Consider the following 15775-nt stretch of genomic DNA (forward strand, 5'->3'; position numbering starts at 1 on the left):
GAGGGAGCGTAATAGCTCCCTTTTGTATTTTATATGCTACATAACTTGCGTATCCGCAAAGCCAACCCAAATTTTGACGTTTCCGTCTATGGCGATTACTTAATTAGCCAACAAACTAAGGCGATCAACAACGCACGCCTAACCAACACTTTCAAAACCAAACATTTGAACGTATGGGTATCGGCAAAAGAAAGCTATTTCAATATGGTTAGCTGGGAAAATTGCAAAGATGACACACTAAGTTTGGAAGATTTCCAAGGCGATGATGTGGTGCTTGGGCTAGATATGGCACGCAAGCTGGATATGAACTCACTTGTGAAAGTGTTTACTCGCATTATTGACGGAAAACGGCATTATTACTGCATTTCGCCTGAATTTTTCGTTCCCGAAGATACGGTTTACAACACTGACACCGCTTTAAAGCGTGTAGTGGATAAATATCAAAAATGGGTAAACAGCGGACATTTAACCGCAACCGACGGTGCGGAAGTGGATTATCGAGAAATCGAAGAAGTGATTAAGGCAACCAACCAAGAACACCGAGTGTCTTGCGTGGCAATCGACCCACACGGAGCGATTGCGATCAGCCACAATTTGGCGGACGAAGGCTTAAACCCGATAACCATTACCCAAAACTACACCAACCTATCCGACCCGATGAAAGAACTGGAAGCGGCGATTGAATCGGGTCGTTTTCATCACGACGGCAACCCAATTATGACGTGGTGTATTGGCAATGTGGTAGGTAAAACTGTTCCAGGTAATGATGATGTGGTGCGCCCGATTAAAGAAATTCCTGAAAATAAAATCGATGGCGCCGTTGCTTTAATGATGGCTATCGGTCGCATTATGTTGAACGTGGAAGATGATTTCTTCCCTGATGAGGTGCTAGAACTTTAATATTAATGCTTCTTTAATGTACAATTACGATACAAAAGGAGGCGTTTATGAAAAAATTCTTACTTTTAGTGAGTTTACCAATATTGGCTTTTGCGGAAAATATTCAGATAAGTGATGAACAAATCCAGCAATATATTTTTATCTCAACAAATGCAGAAAAATGCTTTCAATCTGGGGTATGGACTGCGAAAACTAACAGAGAAAGAGAGCAGGATTTTGTTAAAAGAAGTGAGTTCGAAAATGTAATTGAATCAAAATATGATATTGCATTGATGACAGAACTCTTTGGCAGTGATGCGACAGTAAAAATATTTGAAGATAACGACTTTGCAAAAGATTTTAATGAACGGAGGTATAAATTCTCATATCAAAAAAACACAATACTATCGCAAAAAGAGTGCGATGATTTATCTAACTATTTGTTGAATTTGACGAAAAAGCATATTAATTAACAAGAGCCACTCATAAATAATGAGTGGCTTTTTATTTTGGAGAATATTATGGGATGTATAAATAACGCTGATATTACTAGTGTAAGCTTTGATGGTATTCACGAATTACAGCAATCAGAAGCAAGTCGTTTATCAGCATACCAAGATGTAAGAGGAGTATGGACTATTGGATATGGGCATACGGGATTTCATACGGGATTTGTAGATGGGGTTCCTATCCATTCTGGAATGGAAATAAGTGAGCAACAGCAAACAGAACTATTTATGGCAGATTTGGCAGATGCTTCAAATGCAGTAAATCGTTTAGTTAAGGTGCCATTAAATCAAAATGAGTTTGATGCTTTAGCGAGTTTGGTTTTCAATATTGGTCAAGGTAATTTTGCTAAATCTACCGTGTTGAAGGAATTAAATCAAGGAAACCGTCAAGCTGCCGCTCAAGCAATGCTTGCTTGGAATAAGTCTGGTGGGAAATTTATACAGGGATTAGCAAATCGACGTCGAAGAGAGAAGAACAGATAAAAAGAGGATTTGTTTGTTTATGTATGGCGTATCCTGAGAGCGACTGTGTTATTGAAACACACAAAGAAGAAGATCTTATAGATTAAATCTCCTCCCCAGTAGCAAATGAGCTATTGGGAAAGGAGCATAAAATGGAAGTAATAATGAAGACTCTCCTAACCGACATTATCGGCATCAGTGGCTTTTCTGCCCTCTGCTACGGCTGTTATCTTCAATTTGGTGAAGCGATAACCCTAATGACAAGTGGTGTACTCTTGTTACTGTATGCCTTATTTAGTGCAGGGTGGAAACGATGATTTTTGACAAACTTTTTGCAACACGTTCACTTGAAAATCCATCCGTTCCGCTAAGTAGTGAATCTGCTTATGAAGAATTGTTTGGCACGCAGCCTACTAAAGTTGTTAGCCCGGATTTGGCTATGAAATTAGCGGCGGTTTACGCCTGTGTCTATGTTCTATCAAGCTCACTCGCTCAATTACCGCTGCACGTTAAACGCAAAGATGGCGATAAGGTGGAAGTAGCAAAAGATCACCCAGCCTATTATTTGCTACACGATAGCCCGAATTTTTGGTAAACATCCTACAAAATGAGTGAATACGCCCAAAGTGCGGTGTTGCTTACGGCAATGCGTATATTCACATTGTGCGTAATCATAACGGTACGGTGCAATCGCTTGAATCGTTAGAGCCGTGGAAGGTGCAACTGCTGAAAAATGGCAGTCGTTACATTTATGCCTACTACGACGATGACAAAACATTGAGCATTTCGCCCGATGATATGATCCACATCAAAGCCCTTGGCACAAACATCAAAATGGGCAAATCGGTCATTCAAACACACGCCGAAACAATCGGCTTAGGGTTAGATGCTCGCAAATTTGCTAGCGGTTTCTTTGGTAACAACGCACGCCCGGCGGGGATTTTATCGGTAAAAACGCCATTAAATAGCAACGCTTGGGAAAACTTCAAAAGAATGTGGCAACAAGCTCAAGATAAGCTAAGAAGTGAAGAAAATAAAACGATTTTACTCCCTGGTGAGCTTGATTATCGAGCATTGACAGTTTCGCCGGTCGATACTGAGTTACTCTCAATGATGAAGCTAAACCGTTCTGAAATTGCAGGAATTTTTAACGTACCCGCACATATGATTAACGATTTGGAAAAAGCCACTTTTTCCAATATCAGCGAACAAACCATTCAATTTATCCGTTATAGCGTAATGCCGTGGGTGGTAAATTGGGAACAAGAGCTAAACCGCAAAATTTTCACGACTGCAGAGCGTAAAGCAGGCTATTTCGTCAAGTTTAATCTCGCAGGCATTATGTGTGGAACCGCTGGCGAACGTGCGACGTTCTATCACAATGCTATTACAGATGGTTGGATGTCGAGAAACGAAGCACGCCAGTTAGAGGATATGAATCCAGTAGAAGGGTTAGATGAAATGCTAGTTAGCGTAAATGCTGCACAACAAGTATCAAATAAAAAAACAAACGGAGGAAACATTCAAGCCGGTAGTCTCGTTTGATTGTTAAATATCCCAATGGAAGAGGCGTGAGAATGGCGCGGTTTGCCAAACGCAAAAGCGCACGCAGACCATTTAAATAAACAAGTAACCGAACATTATGGGAGCTTGGGGAGAGAACGGTTTAGCTTTATTATTGCGAATAAAAAGCAGATTAAGCCGACTTTTAAGTATTATTTGAATTTATGGCTTGAGCGTTTACTCCATGAAGCTAATGGGCAATGACAATGTGCTGTAAATAATTTTACAACACTGGAAATTGCCTTGCAATTAACCAGTCATTTAACTGGTTGGAGTGAAGAAGAAAATAGAGAAGCTATTAATAGTTGGGCTTCTGTTTTTGATACTCGTAGCAAGGAAGAAACGACGATTATAGATAATTTTAATAGTTGGTTATTTTGGGCACAGCATACCGAATTCACCAAAATAAAATTAAACGGTAAAGGCGATATAGAAAACACAATCCCTATATTTAGCCGAGATGTAGCGGGCTTATTATTTTCCGGAAGACGAACATTTTGCACTGAAAGAGCATTTTTTATTTTTCTACACGTATTAAACAAGGTAAATGCAGGGAGAGTAAAAGAGGTAGCGATTAGAGCGTTAGTAAATGCCAAAATGTTGGATAAAAGCCGCCGTTTTGTTACGTTGTTTACAAGCTGGAAGAAACGGACGATTAGAAAATTTTGTCAAAATCCGCCCACTTGCTCTAAAGTATTTTATATACTGTAAATTAAAACAAGTGTATAAAATGCTTTTTTATAAACAATGTTTTTTAGATATTTTTCCTAAAAACAGGGAAAAACGCACAAAAAGTAGACGTGAGCCAAAGTTTGGGGAGTAGTGGAACAAAACGGAAAGATGATTTATTCCACTAAAAAGTATTATTTTTCTTATTTATCAATAAGTTAAAATTGGTGGGACAATGGGGCAAGTGGAACAGCATTTTTCTAATATATAGAAAAAATAATAAAAAATATAAATTTTATACAGTGGTTTTATTATTAGTATTGATTCCTTTTACATGACTTGAATTAAGGCTTAAAACGTTGATTCAACACACAATAAGCTCTAAAAAGTTGATGAGCCCTTAATGAAAAATAAATGTGTCGACATTGTTTTTATTGGCTTAGCGTTACAGGCAGCATTAAGGTATCTAGGATAAAACTTAGCGGTAAATCAACCACGGCCGGAATACTTAAGATTCCTCCTCTTTGGATGGCTTTGAAATCTTTGCTGACACCGGCATAAACGGAGTAATTGCCTTCGGTAAGGCTGATTATTGTGCCGCAAGCGGTCAAATTTTGGCTAAAAATTACAACAGCGATCAGTTTTAAAAATAATCTCTTCATATTGTTCCTCTAATTGCTGATTATTCTAGCTTAAATTTGATAAATTCCCACCCGACAGGTTAAATTTTAAGGTAAAATATTTAATCTTGATTCATAATAATAAGAGGATTTTATATGCAAACTTATAACATTGCGGTTTTAGCAGGTGATGGTATTGGCCCTGAAATTATGGCTCAAGCGATCAAAGTGCTTGAAGCAACACAACAAAAATTCGGTTTTAAATTAAATTTTAATCATTTTAATATCGGTGGAGCGGCAATTGATGCGCAAGGTAAAGCACTACCAGAAAATACTTTAAAGGGCTGTGAAGATGCGGATGCGATTCTGTTTGGCTCAGTAGGTGGACCTAAATGGGTAAATTTACCGCCGGATGAGCAGCCTGAGCGTGGCTCATTACTTCCATTACGTAAACATTTCAAATTATTCTGTAATTTACGTCCTGCTACTTTATATAAAGGTTTAGAGAAATTCTGTCCATTACGTGCGGATATTGCAGCGAAAGGCTTTGATATGGTTGTGGTACGTGAGTTAACCGGTGGGATTTATTTCGGTCAGCCAAAAGGGCGTGAAGGTGAAGGTTCGCAAACTAAAGCATTTGACACGGAAGTGTATTATAAGTATGAGATTGAACGTATTGCGCGCGTTGCTTTTGAATCTGCAATGAAACGTAACAAAAAAGTGACATCTATTGATAAAGCAAACGTATTACAAAGCTCAATTTTATGGCGTGAAATAGTCAGCGAAATCGCAAAAGAATATCCGGAAGTAACGCTTGAGCATATGTATATTGATAATGCGACAATGCAATTAATCAAAGCACCGGAGACGTTTGATATTTTATTATGCTCGAATATTTTTGGTGATATTATTTCGGATGAAGCGGCAATGATTACCGGTTCAATGGGAATGCTTCCGTCTGCAAGTTTAAATGAAGACGGTTTCGGTTTATATGAACCGGCGGGCGGTTCAGCACCAGATATCGCGGGTAAAAATATTGCTAACCCAATCGCACAAATTTTATCGGCAGCGATGATGTTACGTTACAGCTTTAATTTAAATGAAGCGGCGGACGCGATTGAAGCAGCGATTCAAAAAGCGTTAGCGGATGGTTATCGTACCGGTGATTTAGCGGACGAAAACGCACCGGTTTCTACCAGTGAAATGGGTGATATTATTGCGAGAAATATTTTAGCGTAAATAGCTGATTATTTATTATAAACAAGCGGTCGAAATCTGAAGGATTTTTGCAAATTTCTTTCAAATTTCGACCGTTTATCGTATGTCTAACTTAGAAAATGATATTTAATTTATAAAATTAATTAACCATCAATTTCTTCACCTGTTTCATCCCATTTAAAGTTGAGAGCGATAGAGTTTAAGCAGAAACGTAAACCTGTCGGCGGAGGCCCATCATTAAATACGTGCCCCATATGCGAATCGCAGTTGCCACAACGAATTTCGGTACGATGGCGACCTAAACTGTAATCATCTAAATAACGTAATGCATCGTCTGAAACGGCTTCATAGAAACTCGGCCACCCACAACCAGCATCAAATTTAGTATCAGAACGGAATAGTGCATTGTGGCAGCGAGCACAACGGTAGGTTCCAATACGCTCCTCATGTAAGAATTTACCAGTAAATGGCATTTCTGTCCCATGATTAATCAGAATCTCAACTTGTTCTTCCGTTAGTTCATCAATATCTTTAATCATCTTCACTCCTAATATAGAAATTTCTCTCCAATTCTAGCGTTTTTTTACCACTTTAGCGTTACAAATTTTAAAATTTTGACATAGATCACAAAAAATTTATCTGTTATATTTGTTTCGGTTCTTTTAGTTGTAAGTCATACTGGAGTATGTGCTATAATTCAGGCACTTCTTAAAGCATTAGAAGAACAATTTTGTTTAACTTTAATATAGGTAGAAAAATCTATGGCAATTAAAATTGGTATTAACGGCTTCGGTCGTATCGGTCGTATCGTGTTCCGTGCAGCTCAACTTCGTGATGATATCGAAGTTGTAGGTATCAACGACTTAATCGACGTTGATTATATGGCATATATGTTAAAATACGACTCAACTCACGGCCGTTTCAATGGTACTGTTGAAGTTAAAGATGGTCAATTAGTTGTTAACGGTAAAGCAATCCGCGTAACAGCTGAACGTGATCCAGCTAACTTAAAATGGGATGAAATCGGTGTTGATATCGCAGTTGAAGCAACAGGTTTATTCTTAGATGACGCTACAGCACGTAAACACATTACTGCAGGTGCGAAAAAAGTTGTATTAACTGGTCCATCTAAAGATGCAACTCCTATGTTCGTTAACGGTGTAAACTTCGATGCGTATGCAGGTCAAGATATCGTTTCTAACGCTTCTTGTACAACTAACTGCTTAGCACCATTAGCTAAAGTAATCCACAATAAATTCGGTATCAAAGAAGGCTTAATGACTACAGTTCACGCAACAACTGCGACACAAAAAACTGTAGACGGTCCATCAGCTAAAGACTGGCGTGGTGGTCGTGGTGCTTCACAAAACATCATTCCTTCATCAACAGGTGCAGCGAAAGCAGTAGGTAAAGTATTACCAGCATTAAACGGTAAATTAACCGGTATGTCTTTCCGTGTTCCAACAGCAAACGTTTCTGTTGTTGACTTAACTGTTAACTTAGAAAAACCTGCGACATACGAAGAAATCTGTGCAGAAATCAAACGTGCTTCAGAAAATGAAATGAAAGGCGTTTTAGGTTACACAGAAGATGCGGTAGTATCTACAGACTTCAACGGTGCAACTGAAACTTCAGTATTCGATGCAGCTGCAGGTATCGCATTAACAGATACTTTCGTTAAATTAGTATCTTGGTACGATAACGAAACTGGTTATTCAAACAAAGTATTAGACTTAGTAGCTCACGTTTATAACTACAAAGGCTAATCTTCGTTAGTTTAATTTTTGTTAACGCCACTCTTAGTTTAAGAGTGGCGTTTTTGTTTTTAGTCACTCAGAGTTTATTATTCGTGTATAAATTAAGTTAAAAACTAAGCAGTTTTATTATTCAGGAAAATTAGTCATTGAAGTTTGGTAGGCTTTTTTGTTATATTTATCAGATATTTTTTGCTCCTTTACGCGAGCATTATTTTTATACTTGCAAAATCACCACATTCATTTAATGGATCACTTTATATGTTTAAAAAATTTCTAGGATTGTTTTCTAATGATCTGTCTATCGATCTCGGGACAGCAAATACCTTAGTTTATGTAAAAGGTCAGGGAATTGTGCTTGATCAGCCTTCTGTTGTAGCAGTGCGTCAAGATCGTATTGGCTCTTTAAAAAGTATTGCGGCAGTAGGTACAGATGCGAAATTAATGTTAGGTCGTACGCCAAAAAGCATTACAGCGATCCGTCCGATGAAAGATGGGGTTATCGCAGATTTCTTCGTAACAGAAAAGATGTTACAACATTTTATTAAACAGGTGCATAGCAATAACTTTATGCGTCCAAGCCCTCGTGTATTAGTTTGTGTGCCGGCTGGTGCGACACAGGTTGAGCGTAGAGCAATTAAAGAATCGGCAATTGGTGCTGGCGCACGTGAAGTATATTTAATCGAAGAACCAATGGCTGCAGCGATTGGTGCAGGTTTACCTGTACATGAAGCAACAGGTTCAATGATTATCGATATCGGTGGTGGTACAACGGAAGTTGCGGTACTTTCGTTAAACGGTATCGTATTTTCAACTTCTGTTCGTATCGGTGGCGATAAATTAGATGAAGCGATTGTTGCATATGTACGTCGCCATTTTGGTTCGGCAATCGGTGAAGCGACAGCCGAACGTATTAAGAAAGAGATTGCAATGGCAATTATTCGTGACGAAGATGAAGCTCGTACGATGGAAGTTCACGGCCATAATCTTGCAGAAGGTGCGCCTCGTACTTTCGAATTAGATTCTAAACACGTTTTAGAAGCGATTGAGCAACCATTAAACGGTATCGTAGAAGCAGTTAAATCAGTATTAGAGCAATGTCCGCCTGAATTAGCAGCTGACATTTTCGAACGTGGTATGGTATTAACTGGTGGCGGTGCATTATTACAAAACTTAGATGTATTACTTTCTAATGCAACGGGCGTTACAGTGATTGTTGCGGAAGATCCATTAACTTGTGTGGCTCGTGGTGGCGGTAAAGCACTAGATATGATCGATATGCACGGTGGTGATGTATTTAGTAGCGATGACTAATTCCGCTTTTAATTGATATGAACGATCATAATGGATAATGACGGGAGTGTTCATTATCCATTGTTCATTATCAGCTCACCTTAATTTCATTTAAAAATTTAACAATGAAACCAATTTTTGCTAAAGCCCCTTCACTAGGTACTCGCCTATTTCTCGCAATCATTATCTCTATAGCGTTAATTGCCTTTGACGGACGTAATAGTGCGCTAATCCAATTTCGAAATATGCTTGAAACTGCCATTGGCGGTCTATACTATTTTTCTAATACACCTCGTTCGGTGCTTGACGGTGTAAGTAATAATTTTATTGATAACAGCAAGCTACAATTAGAGAACCGAGCTTTAAAAGAACAATTACGTGAGAAAAATGCAGATCTTTTATTACTGGATCAGCTAAAAGTTGAGAATCAACGTTTGCGCTTATTGTTAAGTTCTCCGCTTCGTCAAGATGAATATAAGAAGATCACCGAAGTACTTACGGCGGAAATGGATGCTTATCGCCAGCAGGTGATTATCAATCGTGGTAAAAGTGACGGCGCATTTGTTGGACAGCCAATTATTGATGAGCGTGGTGTGGTTGGCCAAGTAATCTCAGTTGGAGAAAATAGTAGCCGAGTTTTATTAATCACGGACGTGACTCATGCTGTACCGGTGCAAGTACTGCGTAATGATGTGCGTGGTATCGCAAATGGCACAGGGCATAATGACGAGTTATTTATTGATAATTTACCTCGTTCGGTAGATGTTATTAAAGGTGATGTATTGGTTACTTCCGGTTTAGGCGGACGTTTCCCTGAGGGCTATCCGGTTGCGATTGTGGAGGCGGTTAAAAATGATACCCAAAGCCAATTTGCGCGTATTGTTGCGCGCCCACTGGCCTCTTTTGACCGTTTACGTTATTTATTATTATTGTGGCCGACAGGCGAAGAGTTACGCAAAGCACAGAGTCTGTCTCCACAACAAGTACGAGAAGTCGTTGAAGAACGTCGTAATAGCTTAAATCCGTTAGATTTGCTGAAGAAAAATAAAAAAGAGCAAATTCGAGAGGAACAGCCAAAAGAAGAAATTCTGGAGAATAGTGATGAACCGGTAAACCCAGCTTCACAGCCGGAAATTGATAATGATGAGAACCACCATATTGAGCAAGGAGCGGAATAATGCGAGCAAATCCAATTTTTCAAATTTTGGTATTAATCTCGATTTTTATGATTGCTTTCGTATTAGAGATCATGCCTTGGCCTATCGGTTTTCAAGGGCTAAGACCTAACTGGGTAGTTCTGGTACTTGTTTATTGGGCATTAGCCTTACCAAATAAAGTCAGTGTTGGAACTGCATTTGTGGCTGGTATCGTTTGGGATCTAGTATTAGGTTCTATTTTAGGCATTCATGCGTTAGTACTGTCTATTGCAATTTATTTTGTGGCGAAATATCACTTAATACTACGTAATCTTTCATTATGGTTACAGGCTATTTTAGTGATGCTATATGTGGTTGCTATTCGTTTCTTAATTTATTTTGTCGAATTAGTATTACATAGTGCGGAATTTAATTCGCAAGAAGTCCTAGGAGCAATTATTAGCGGTATTTTATGGCCATGGATTTTCTTATTAATGCGTCATATTCGTCGCCAGTTAGGACTCCGTTAAAGAGATAATAATGAGCAGCTTATCTTTTGATTTTTATGAAGACTTTCGTCCTTTACCGGCCAGAATGCGTCCGCGCACTCTGGCGGAATACATAGGGCAGTCCCATCTAATAGGAGAAGGAAAACCGCTACGCCGTGCCATTGAAGCAGGACATTCACATTCTATGATCTTCTGGGGCCCCCCGGGTACCGGCAAAACTACGTTAGCTGAAATTATTGCACACCATTTTGATGCGGAAGTCGAGCGCCTTTCGGCGGTTACCTGTGGTGTAAAAGAGATTAGAGAAGCGATTGAACGCGCAAAATTGAATCGCCAAACAGGTAGACGAACTTTATTATTTGTAGATGAGGTTCATCGTTTTAATAAAAGCCAGCAGGATGCGTTTCTGCCACATATCGAAGATGGGACGATTATTTTTATTGGTGCCACCACAGAAAACCCTTCCTTTGAATTAAATAATGCGCTACTTTCTCGAGTCAGAATTTATATTTTAAAACCATTACAAGCGGTCGAAATTCACCAAATTTTGCAAAATGCGTTATTTGATAAAGAGCGTGGGCTAGGCAATGAATCTTTTGTGCTGGAAGACGATGTTTTAACGTTATTAGCTGATTATGTAAATGGTGATGGGCGTTATGCATTAAATTGTTTAGAGCTCATGTCAGATATGGCGGAACAGGGGGCACAAGGCAAAATTTTAAATAAAGCGCTGCTTACGGAAGTATTGGGTGAACGCCAGGCTCGTTTTGATAAAGGCGGCGATCGTTTTTATGATCTGATTTCCGCATTACATAAATCGGTAAGAGGTTCTTCACCGGATGGAGCATTATATTGGTATGCTAGAATTTTAACGGTGGGAGGCGATCCTTTATATGTTGCGCGTAGATTACTGGCCATTGCTTCTGAAGATATCGGTAATGCAGACCCGAGGGCAATGCAAATTGCGATTAATGCTTGGGATTGTTATACCCGAGTCGGTGCTTATGAAGGAGAAAGAGCAATCGCTCAAGCCATTATTTATTTGGCGGTTGCACCTAAAAGTAATGCGGTATATAACGCTTTTAATGAAGCGAAGCAGTTAGCCAGAGAAGCGAAGGATTATGATGTACCGGAGCATTTACGCAATGCGCCAACGAAACTAATGAAGTCTTTGGGCTATGGTGCAGAATATCGCTATGCACATCATGAGCCGAACGCTTATGCCGCCGGTGAGAATTATTTTCCGCCGGAACTGAAAGATACGCAGTTTTACCATCCGACAGAAAGAGGTATGGAAAAACAAATAAAAGAAAAAATATTATGGCTAAAAGCACAAGATGCAGTAAGCACACAACAACGTTATAAGCGGTAAGATTTTTGAATTTTTTTGCAAAATTTTAGCGAAATTTGACCGCTTGTTTTAGTTAAACGATATAAATTTATAGTTTAAGAAAGAGAAAATATGTTTGATATTTTGTTTCCAGCTTGGTTAGCCGGTTTATTGTTAGCGGCTATTACCGCCCCATTAGGCGCATTTGTCGTGTGGCGTAAGATGGCATATTTTGGTGATACGCTTTCTCATTCGGCACTATTAGGTGTGGCTTTAGGGATTTTTCTACAAGTGGATCCCTATATTGCGGTCATCATTATGACGCTGATTCTGGCGTTATTGCTAGTTTGGTTAGAGCATCGTACCGCTTATTCTCTGGATACGGTGTTAGGCATTATCGCTCATTGTAGCTTATCACTCGGTGTTATTACTATTAGTTTACTGGATAACGTACGAGTTGATTTAATGTCTTATTTATTTGGTGATTTGCTGGCGATTGACTTTGCTGATGTGATTTTTATCGGAGTAGGCTCACTATTAATTGCTTCAGCATTGGCATTTTTTTGGAAAAAATTACTCTCGATTACGATAAGCCCAGAACTTGCTCAGATTGAAGGTTTAAATGTTGCTCGCTTACGTTTACTTTTGATGGTGCTTACCGCATTGACTATTGCATTAAGTATGAAGTTTGTCGGGGCATTAATTATTACATCTCTATTAATTATTCCGTCTGCTATTGCTAGACGCTTTGCTAAAACGCCTGAGGCGATGGTGGGCTATGCAATCATATTTAGCATCTTTTCTATAACCGGTGGATTATTATTTTCCGGTTGGAAAGATACACCGGCAGGGCCTTCAGTAGTCATTTGTGCAGGTGCGTTATTTTTGCTATCTCTAGTTAAAAAGGAATCAGAATAACTATCGAAGAGAATTGCCGGACATTGTCCGGCTTCTTATAGTGAAATGAATATAAAATAGCACCATAAGCTATAAGATTTTTGATTTACTTCTATTGAATTCTTTTTGAGATTTGTGAAAATAGTCAATGTTCGACCGACTGTCAGTCGGTCTTTCTTTTTCCCTACTTTTTAGTTTTAACGAAGAATAAATTTATGTGTCAACTACTCGGAATGAATTGCAATACCCCAACGGATATTACTTTCTCCTTTGAAGGATTTCGCCGCCGTGCTGGTTTAACCGATCATCATACTGATGGTTTCGGTATCGCCTTTTTTGAAGGTAAAGGCGTGAGAGTTTTTCGGGATAATCGACCGGGAGCTTCTTCTCCAATGGCTGATTTAGTCAGCGAGTATCGTATCAAATCTTATAATGTGATTTCGCATATTCGTAAGGCAACCCGAGGAGATATCAACTTAGAAAATACCCATCCCTTTATTCGTGAATTATGGGGCGAGAACTGGGTGTTTGCGCATAACGGTACGGTTGAAGATGTAAGACCTTGTCCTGATTGTCATTATCAGCCGATCGGAACAACAGACTCTGAAGCGGCATTTTGCTGTATTATGTCTCGTTTAAAAGAAAAATATCCAGAAAAACCTTCAGAACAGCAGATTTTTGCTGCAGTAGTGGAAATTACTTCCGATATTGCAACTCACGGTGTATTTAATTTTATTTTATCCAACGGGCATTGGATGATTTCTCGTTGTTCAACAAACCTATTCTATGTCACCCGCAAAGCACCGTTTAGTAAGGCATTACGAGATGATGATGTAGAAATCGACTTTAGCAAATATACGACGCCAAATGATAAGGTGACTATTATTGCAACCCAACCATTAACTAAAAACGAAAAATGGACCAAAATGAAAAATGGTGGTTATGTGATGTTTAAAGATGGCGATTTACTGAATGAAATTGAAGGCACATTACCGGATAATCAATCACACGTGTAATGTTATAGATATGAATACATTTGAGTTATTCGGTGATAAGTAATTTTTGTTTACTAAATTTTACAATGAATATGACATTAGTACTGTCTAAAAGTAATCTATTTGCTACTAAATTATTTTTGGTTTATCAACAAAAATTATAAAAGTAACTAATTTGCTATTTTATGAACGAATGTTTAGTGTAAATGATTGCTTTTTTCTAAAATAAGTTTACAATACGAGAATCTAAGATTCTTCAGGCTAATAAGAAGTATTTTAGACAGTCGTAGAGACAAAAATTTTATTCATTATGCTTATCAAAAGGCCAGACATGATGTCTAGCCTTTTTTATTTATGTTAAAGTCGTTATTATGCTTTAATCAATAATGCAACAGCTTCACACGCGATACCTTCGCCTCTTCCAGTAAAGCCTAGTTTTTCTGTTGTAGTCGCTTTTACATTTACTTGCATCAAATCACACTGTAAATCATCCGCAATGGTTTGACGCATTTGATCAATGTATGGGCGCATTTTCGGCGCCTGGGCAATAATTGTCACATCAACATTTCCGATTTTATAGCCTTGCGCACAAACCTGACGATATGCTTCAATGAGTAGTTTACGACTATCTGCGTTTTTATATTGCATATCCGTGTCCGGAAATAATTTACCGATATCGCCTAATGCTACGGCACCGAGTAAAGCATCAGTCAGCGCATGTAAAGCGACATCGCCATCGCTATGGGCGATAAAGCCCGTATGATAAGGTACTTCAACGCCGCAAATCATTAACGGACGATCTTGCCCGAATACGTGTACGTCAAAACCATGTCCAATTCGTAACATTTTTAGTTCTCCATATAATGGGTCAAATAAAATTCGGCTAAGGCTAAGTCTTCCGGTCGAGTGATTTTCAGGTTATCACTGCGCCCTGTGATTAATTGCGGTGTATAGCCACTCATTTCCATTGCTGATGCTTCATCAGTAATGGTATATCCATTCTCTAGCGCATATTTAATCGCTTGTTTTAGCGTGTTCACCGGAAAGAACTGAGGGGTAAGAGCATGCCATAGTGTGGAGCGATCTTCCGTTGCAATGATTTTATTGCCATTTGCTCGTTTCATTGTATCAATAGCCGGTGTAGCAAGAATTGCGCCATTTGGCTCTTGAACTTGTAAAAGTTTGTCTAAATCTGACCGCTTGAGACAAGGTCTTGCCGCATCATGTACGAGTGCCCAAGCATCTTCATCAATCACTTGCAGCGCATTGAATACCGAATCTGCTCGAGTTTCACCGCCAAACACAATTTGAATTTTAGGCGAGTTTAAGATAGAGATAGCGCTATAGTATTGATCTGTTTCAGAGACTGCCACCACAATTTTTTGAATATCAGGGTGTGTCAGGAAAATCTTGACCGTATGTTCTAAAATAGTTTTTCCCTGTAATTTAAGATATTGTTTCGGTAGCGGTGCATTCATTCGACTCCCGACTCCAGAAGCAGGGATTACAGCAACAATTTTACGCATCAATTATTTTCCTTATTGAGAACGAGGAACAATACGATAGAATGTTTCACTACCTTTTACCATTTCACGTTCTAAACGAGCACGTTCTTCCAGTGCATTGACACCATTTTTAAGGTCATTGATTTCTGCCGCTATTAAGCTATTACGTGCGCTTAATTTTGCATTTTCTTCCGTAAGAACTTCCACTGCCGTTTGTGCATCTTGGTAATCGCTCCAACCGTTTTTACCGAACCAAAAACTATACTGAAAGACTGTTAACAGTACGGCAAAAAAGATAATTAATAATCGCATTTTATGTCTCTTGATGGGTTAATAGAGTAAAGTCGAATTTTACCTTATTCTGCAAAAAAATGAAAAATCTTACCGCTTGTTATGCAATGCTTCATAAAAACTGCCAAAGATTAAGGAATAGTGT

The 15775-nt window shown here is 38.8% G+C and carries 20 protein-coding genes; 15 read left to right on the forward strand and 5 right to left on the reverse strand.

The genetic code is table 11. From position 1 onward, the window contains the following. Positions 1-33 precede the first annotated feature (33 nt). From C228_RS13545 to C228_RS0108795, 7 genes are all read left to right on the forward strand, one after another. Positions 34-900, forward strand: a complete 867-nt coding sequence (locus C228_RS13545; RefSeq protein ID WP_018652257.1) for a terminase TerL endonuclease subunit — start codon at positions 34-36, stop codon at positions 898-900. Between the two features lie 47 nt (positions 901-947). After that, on the forward strand, positions 948-1352 hold the full coding sequence (locus tag C228_RS0108770) for a hypothetical protein (protein ID WP_018652258.1): 405 nt from the start codon (positions 948-950) through the stop codon (positions 1350-1352). A 48-nt stretch (positions 1353-1400) separates the two neighbouring features. Further along, a complete protein-coding gene (locus C228_RS0108775) occupies positions 1401-1871 on the forward strand; it encodes a lysozyme (protein ID WP_018652259.1) in 471 nt (156 codons plus the stop codon). Positions 1872-2014: 143 nt separating this feature from the next. Further along, complete coding sequence (locus C228_RS14475) at positions 2015-2167, forward strand: hypothetical protein (RefSeq protein WP_026313256.1); 153 nt, start codon at positions 2015-2017, stop codon at positions 2165-2167. Then, positions 2164-2445 (forward strand): phage portal protein, encoded by a 282-nt coding sequence (locus C228_RS15005; protein WP_281109867.1) that lies wholly within the window; start codon positions 2164-2166, stop codon positions 2443-2445. The genes C228_RS14475 and C228_RS15005 overlap by 4 nt, the downstream gene beginning before the upstream one ends. 68 nt (positions 2446-2513) lie before the next feature. Next, complete coding sequence (locus C228_RS13550) at positions 2514-3395, forward strand: phage portal protein (RefSeq protein WP_281109868.1); 882 nt, start codon at positions 2514-2516, stop codon at positions 3393-3395. Between the two features lie 261 nt (positions 3396-3656). After that, positions 3657-4124, forward strand: a complete 468-nt coding sequence (locus C228_RS0108795; protein ID WP_018652262.1) for a hypothetical protein — start codon at positions 3657-3659, stop codon at positions 4122-4124. A 389-nt stretch (positions 4125-4513) separates the two neighbouring features. On the opposite strand, the gene C228_RS0108800 is transcribed toward C228_RS0108795, so the two are convergent. After that, complete coding sequence (locus tag C228_RS0108800; protein ID WP_018652263.1) at positions 4514-4744, reverse strand: YceK/YidQ family lipoprotein; 231 nt, start codon at positions 4742-4744, stop codon at positions 4514-4516. 114 nt (positions 4745-4858) lie between these two features. Between C228_RS0108800 and leuB the strand changes: the two genes are divergently transcribed. Beyond that, on the forward strand, positions 4859-5941 hold the full coding sequence (gene leuB / locus C228_RS0108805; RefSeq protein WP_018652264.1) for a 3-isopropylmalate dehydrogenase: 1083 nt from the start codon (positions 4859-4861) through the stop codon (positions 5939-5941). A gap of 122 nt (positions 5942-6063) precedes the next feature. On the opposite strand, the gene msrB is transcribed toward leuB, so the two are convergent. Next, positions 6064-6459, reverse strand: coding sequence for a peptide-methionine (R)-S-oxide reductase MsrB (gene msrB / locus C228_RS0108810; RefSeq protein WP_018652265.1), 396 nt, complete (start codon positions 6457-6459; stop codon positions 6064-6066). 222 nt (positions 6460-6681) lie between these two features. On the opposite strand from msrB, the gene gap reads away from it, so the two are divergent. From gap to C228_RS0108845, 7 genes are all read left to right on the forward strand, one after another. Next, complete coding sequence (gene gap / locus C228_RS0108815) at positions 6682-7686, forward strand: type I glyceraldehyde-3-phosphate dehydrogenase (protein ID WP_018652266.1); 1005 nt, start codon at positions 6682-6684, stop codon at positions 7684-7686. A gap of 249 nt (positions 7687-7935) precedes the next feature. Beyond that, positions 7936-8988 carry a rod shape-determining protein gene (locus tag C228_RS0108820; RefSeq protein WP_018652267.1) on the forward strand — a complete coding sequence of 351 codons (1053 nt, stop codon included), beginning with the start codon at positions 7936-7938 and terminating at the stop codon, positions 8986-8988. Positions 8989-9092: 104 nt separating this feature from the next. Further along, positions 9093-10145 (forward strand): rod shape-determining protein MreC, encoded by a 1053-nt coding sequence (mreC, locus tag C228_RS0108825; protein ID WP_018652268.1) that lies wholly within the window; start codon positions 9093-9095, stop codon positions 10143-10145. After that, positions 10145-10633, forward strand: coding sequence for a rod shape-determining protein MreD (mreD, locus tag C228_RS0108830; RefSeq protein ID WP_018652269.1), 489 nt, complete (start codon positions 10145-10147; stop codon positions 10631-10633). The genes mreC and mreD overlap by 1 nt, the downstream gene beginning before the upstream one ends. Positions 10634-10643: 10 nt before the next feature. Beyond that, a complete protein-coding gene (locus C228_RS0108835; protein WP_018652270.1) occupies positions 10644-11984 on the forward strand; it encodes a replication-associated recombination protein A in 1341 nt (446 codons plus the stop codon). 90 nt (positions 11985-12074) lie between these two features. Continuing rightward, positions 12075-12860: a zinc ABC transporter permease subunit ZnuB gene (gene znuB / locus C228_RS0108840; protein WP_018652271.1), complete on the forward strand. Its 786-nt coding sequence runs from the start codon at positions 12075-12077 to the stop codon at positions 12858-12860. 194 nt (positions 12861-13054) lie between these two features. After that, on the forward strand, positions 13055-13855 hold the full coding sequence (locus C228_RS0108845; RefSeq protein WP_018652272.1) for a class II glutamine amidotransferase: 801 nt from the start codon (positions 13055-13057) through the stop codon (positions 13853-13855). 348 nt (positions 13856-14203) lie between these two features. Here the strand turns inward: C228_RS0108845 and ispF are convergent, their stop codons facing one another. Genes ispF through ftsB form a run of 3 tightly spaced genes read right to left on the reverse strand, consistent with a single transcriptional unit; the run spans position 14204 to position 15651 of the window. Then, on the reverse strand, positions 14204-14680 hold the full coding sequence (gene ispF, locus C228_RS0108850; protein ID WP_018652273.1) for a 2-C-methyl-D-erythritol 2,4-cyclodiphosphate synthase: 477 nt from the start codon (positions 14678-14680) through the stop codon (positions 14204-14206). Positions 14681-14682: 2 nt separating this feature from the next. Beyond that, the gene (gene ispD / locus C228_RS0108855) at positions 14683-15363 is read right to left on the reverse strand and encodes a 2-C-methyl-D-erythritol 4-phosphate cytidylyltransferase (protein WP_026313257.1); all 681 of its coding nucleotides are present in this window, start codon (positions 15361-15363) and stop codon (positions 14683-14685) included. Positions 15364-15372: 9 nt separating this feature from the next. Further along, complete coding sequence (gene ftsB, locus C228_RS0108860) at positions 15373-15651, reverse strand: cell division protein FtsB (RefSeq protein WP_018652275.1); 279 nt, start codon at positions 15649-15651, stop codon at positions 15373-15375. Positions 15652-15775 lie beyond the last annotated feature (124 nt).

Origin of the sequence: Actinobacillus capsulatus DSM 19761 (genome assembly GCF_000374285.1) — a bacterium.
GTDB lineage: Bacteria > Pseudomonadota > Gammaproteobacteria > Enterobacterales > Pasteurellaceae > Actinobacillus > Actinobacillus capsulatus.

Bases quoted from the DNA above. Each gene is read 5' to 3' on its own strand.
- C228_RS13545 (WP_018652257.1), top strand. From the start codon at position 34: ATGCTACATAACTTGCGTATCCGCAAAGCCAACCCAAATTTTGACGTT.
- mreC (WP_018652268.1), top strand. From the start codon at position 9,093: ATGAAACCAATTTTTGCTAAAGCCCCTTCACTAGGTACTCGCCTATTT.
- C228_RS0108845 (WP_018652272.1), top strand. From the start codon at position 13,055: ATGTGTCAACTACTCGGAATGAATTGCAATACCCCAACGGATATTACT.
- mreD (WP_018652269.1), top strand. From the start codon at position 10,145: ATGCGAGCAAATCCAATTTTTCAAATTTTGGTATTAATCTCGATTTTT.
- C228_RS0108775 (WP_018652259.1), top strand. From the start codon at position 1,401: ATGGGATGTATAAATAACGCTGATATTACTAGTGTAAGCTTTGATGGT.
- C228_RS15005 (WP_281109867.1), top strand. From the start codon at position 2,164: ATGATTTTTGACAAACTTTTTGCAACACGTTCACTTGAAAATCCATCC.
- C228_RS0108770 (WP_018652258.1), top strand. From the start codon at position 948: ATGAAAAAATTCTTACTTTTAGTGAGTTTACCAATATTGGCTTTTGCG.
- C228_RS14475 (WP_026313256.1), top strand. From the start codon at position 2,015: ATGAAGACTCTCCTAACCGACATTATCGGCATCAGTGGCTTTTCTGCC.
- C228_RS0108835 (WP_018652270.1), top strand. From the start codon at position 10,644: ATGAGCAGCTTATCTTTTGATTTTTATGAAGACTTTCGTCCTTTACCG.
- ftsB (WP_018652275.1), bottom strand. From the start codon at position 15,651: ATGCGATTATTAATTATCTTTTTTGCCGTACTGTTAACAGTCTTTCAG.
- znuB (WP_018652271.1), top strand. From the start codon at position 12,075: ATGTTTGATATTTTGTTTCCAGCTTGGTTAGCCGGTTTATTGTTAGCG.
- msrB (WP_018652265.1), bottom strand. From the start codon at position 6,459: ATGATTAAAGATATTGATGAACTAACGGAAGAACAAGTTGAGATTCTG.
- C228_RS0108820 (WP_018652267.1), top strand. From the start codon at position 7,936: ATGTTTAAAAAATTTCTAGGATTGTTTTCTAATGATCTGTCTATCGAT.
- leuB (WP_018652264.1), top strand. From the start codon at position 4,859: ATGCAAACTTATAACATTGCGGTTTTAGCAGGTGATGGTATTGGCCCT.
- gap (WP_018652266.1), top strand. From the start codon at position 6,682: ATGGCAATTAAAATTGGTATTAACGGCTTCGGTCGTATCGGTCGTATC.
- ispF (WP_018652273.1), bottom strand. From the start codon at position 14,680: ATGTTACGAATTGGACATGGTTTTGACGTACACGTATTCGGGCAAGAT.
- C228_RS0108800 (WP_018652263.1), bottom strand. From the start codon at position 4,744: ATGAAGAGATTATTTTTAAAACTGATCGCTGTTGTAATTTTTAGCCAA.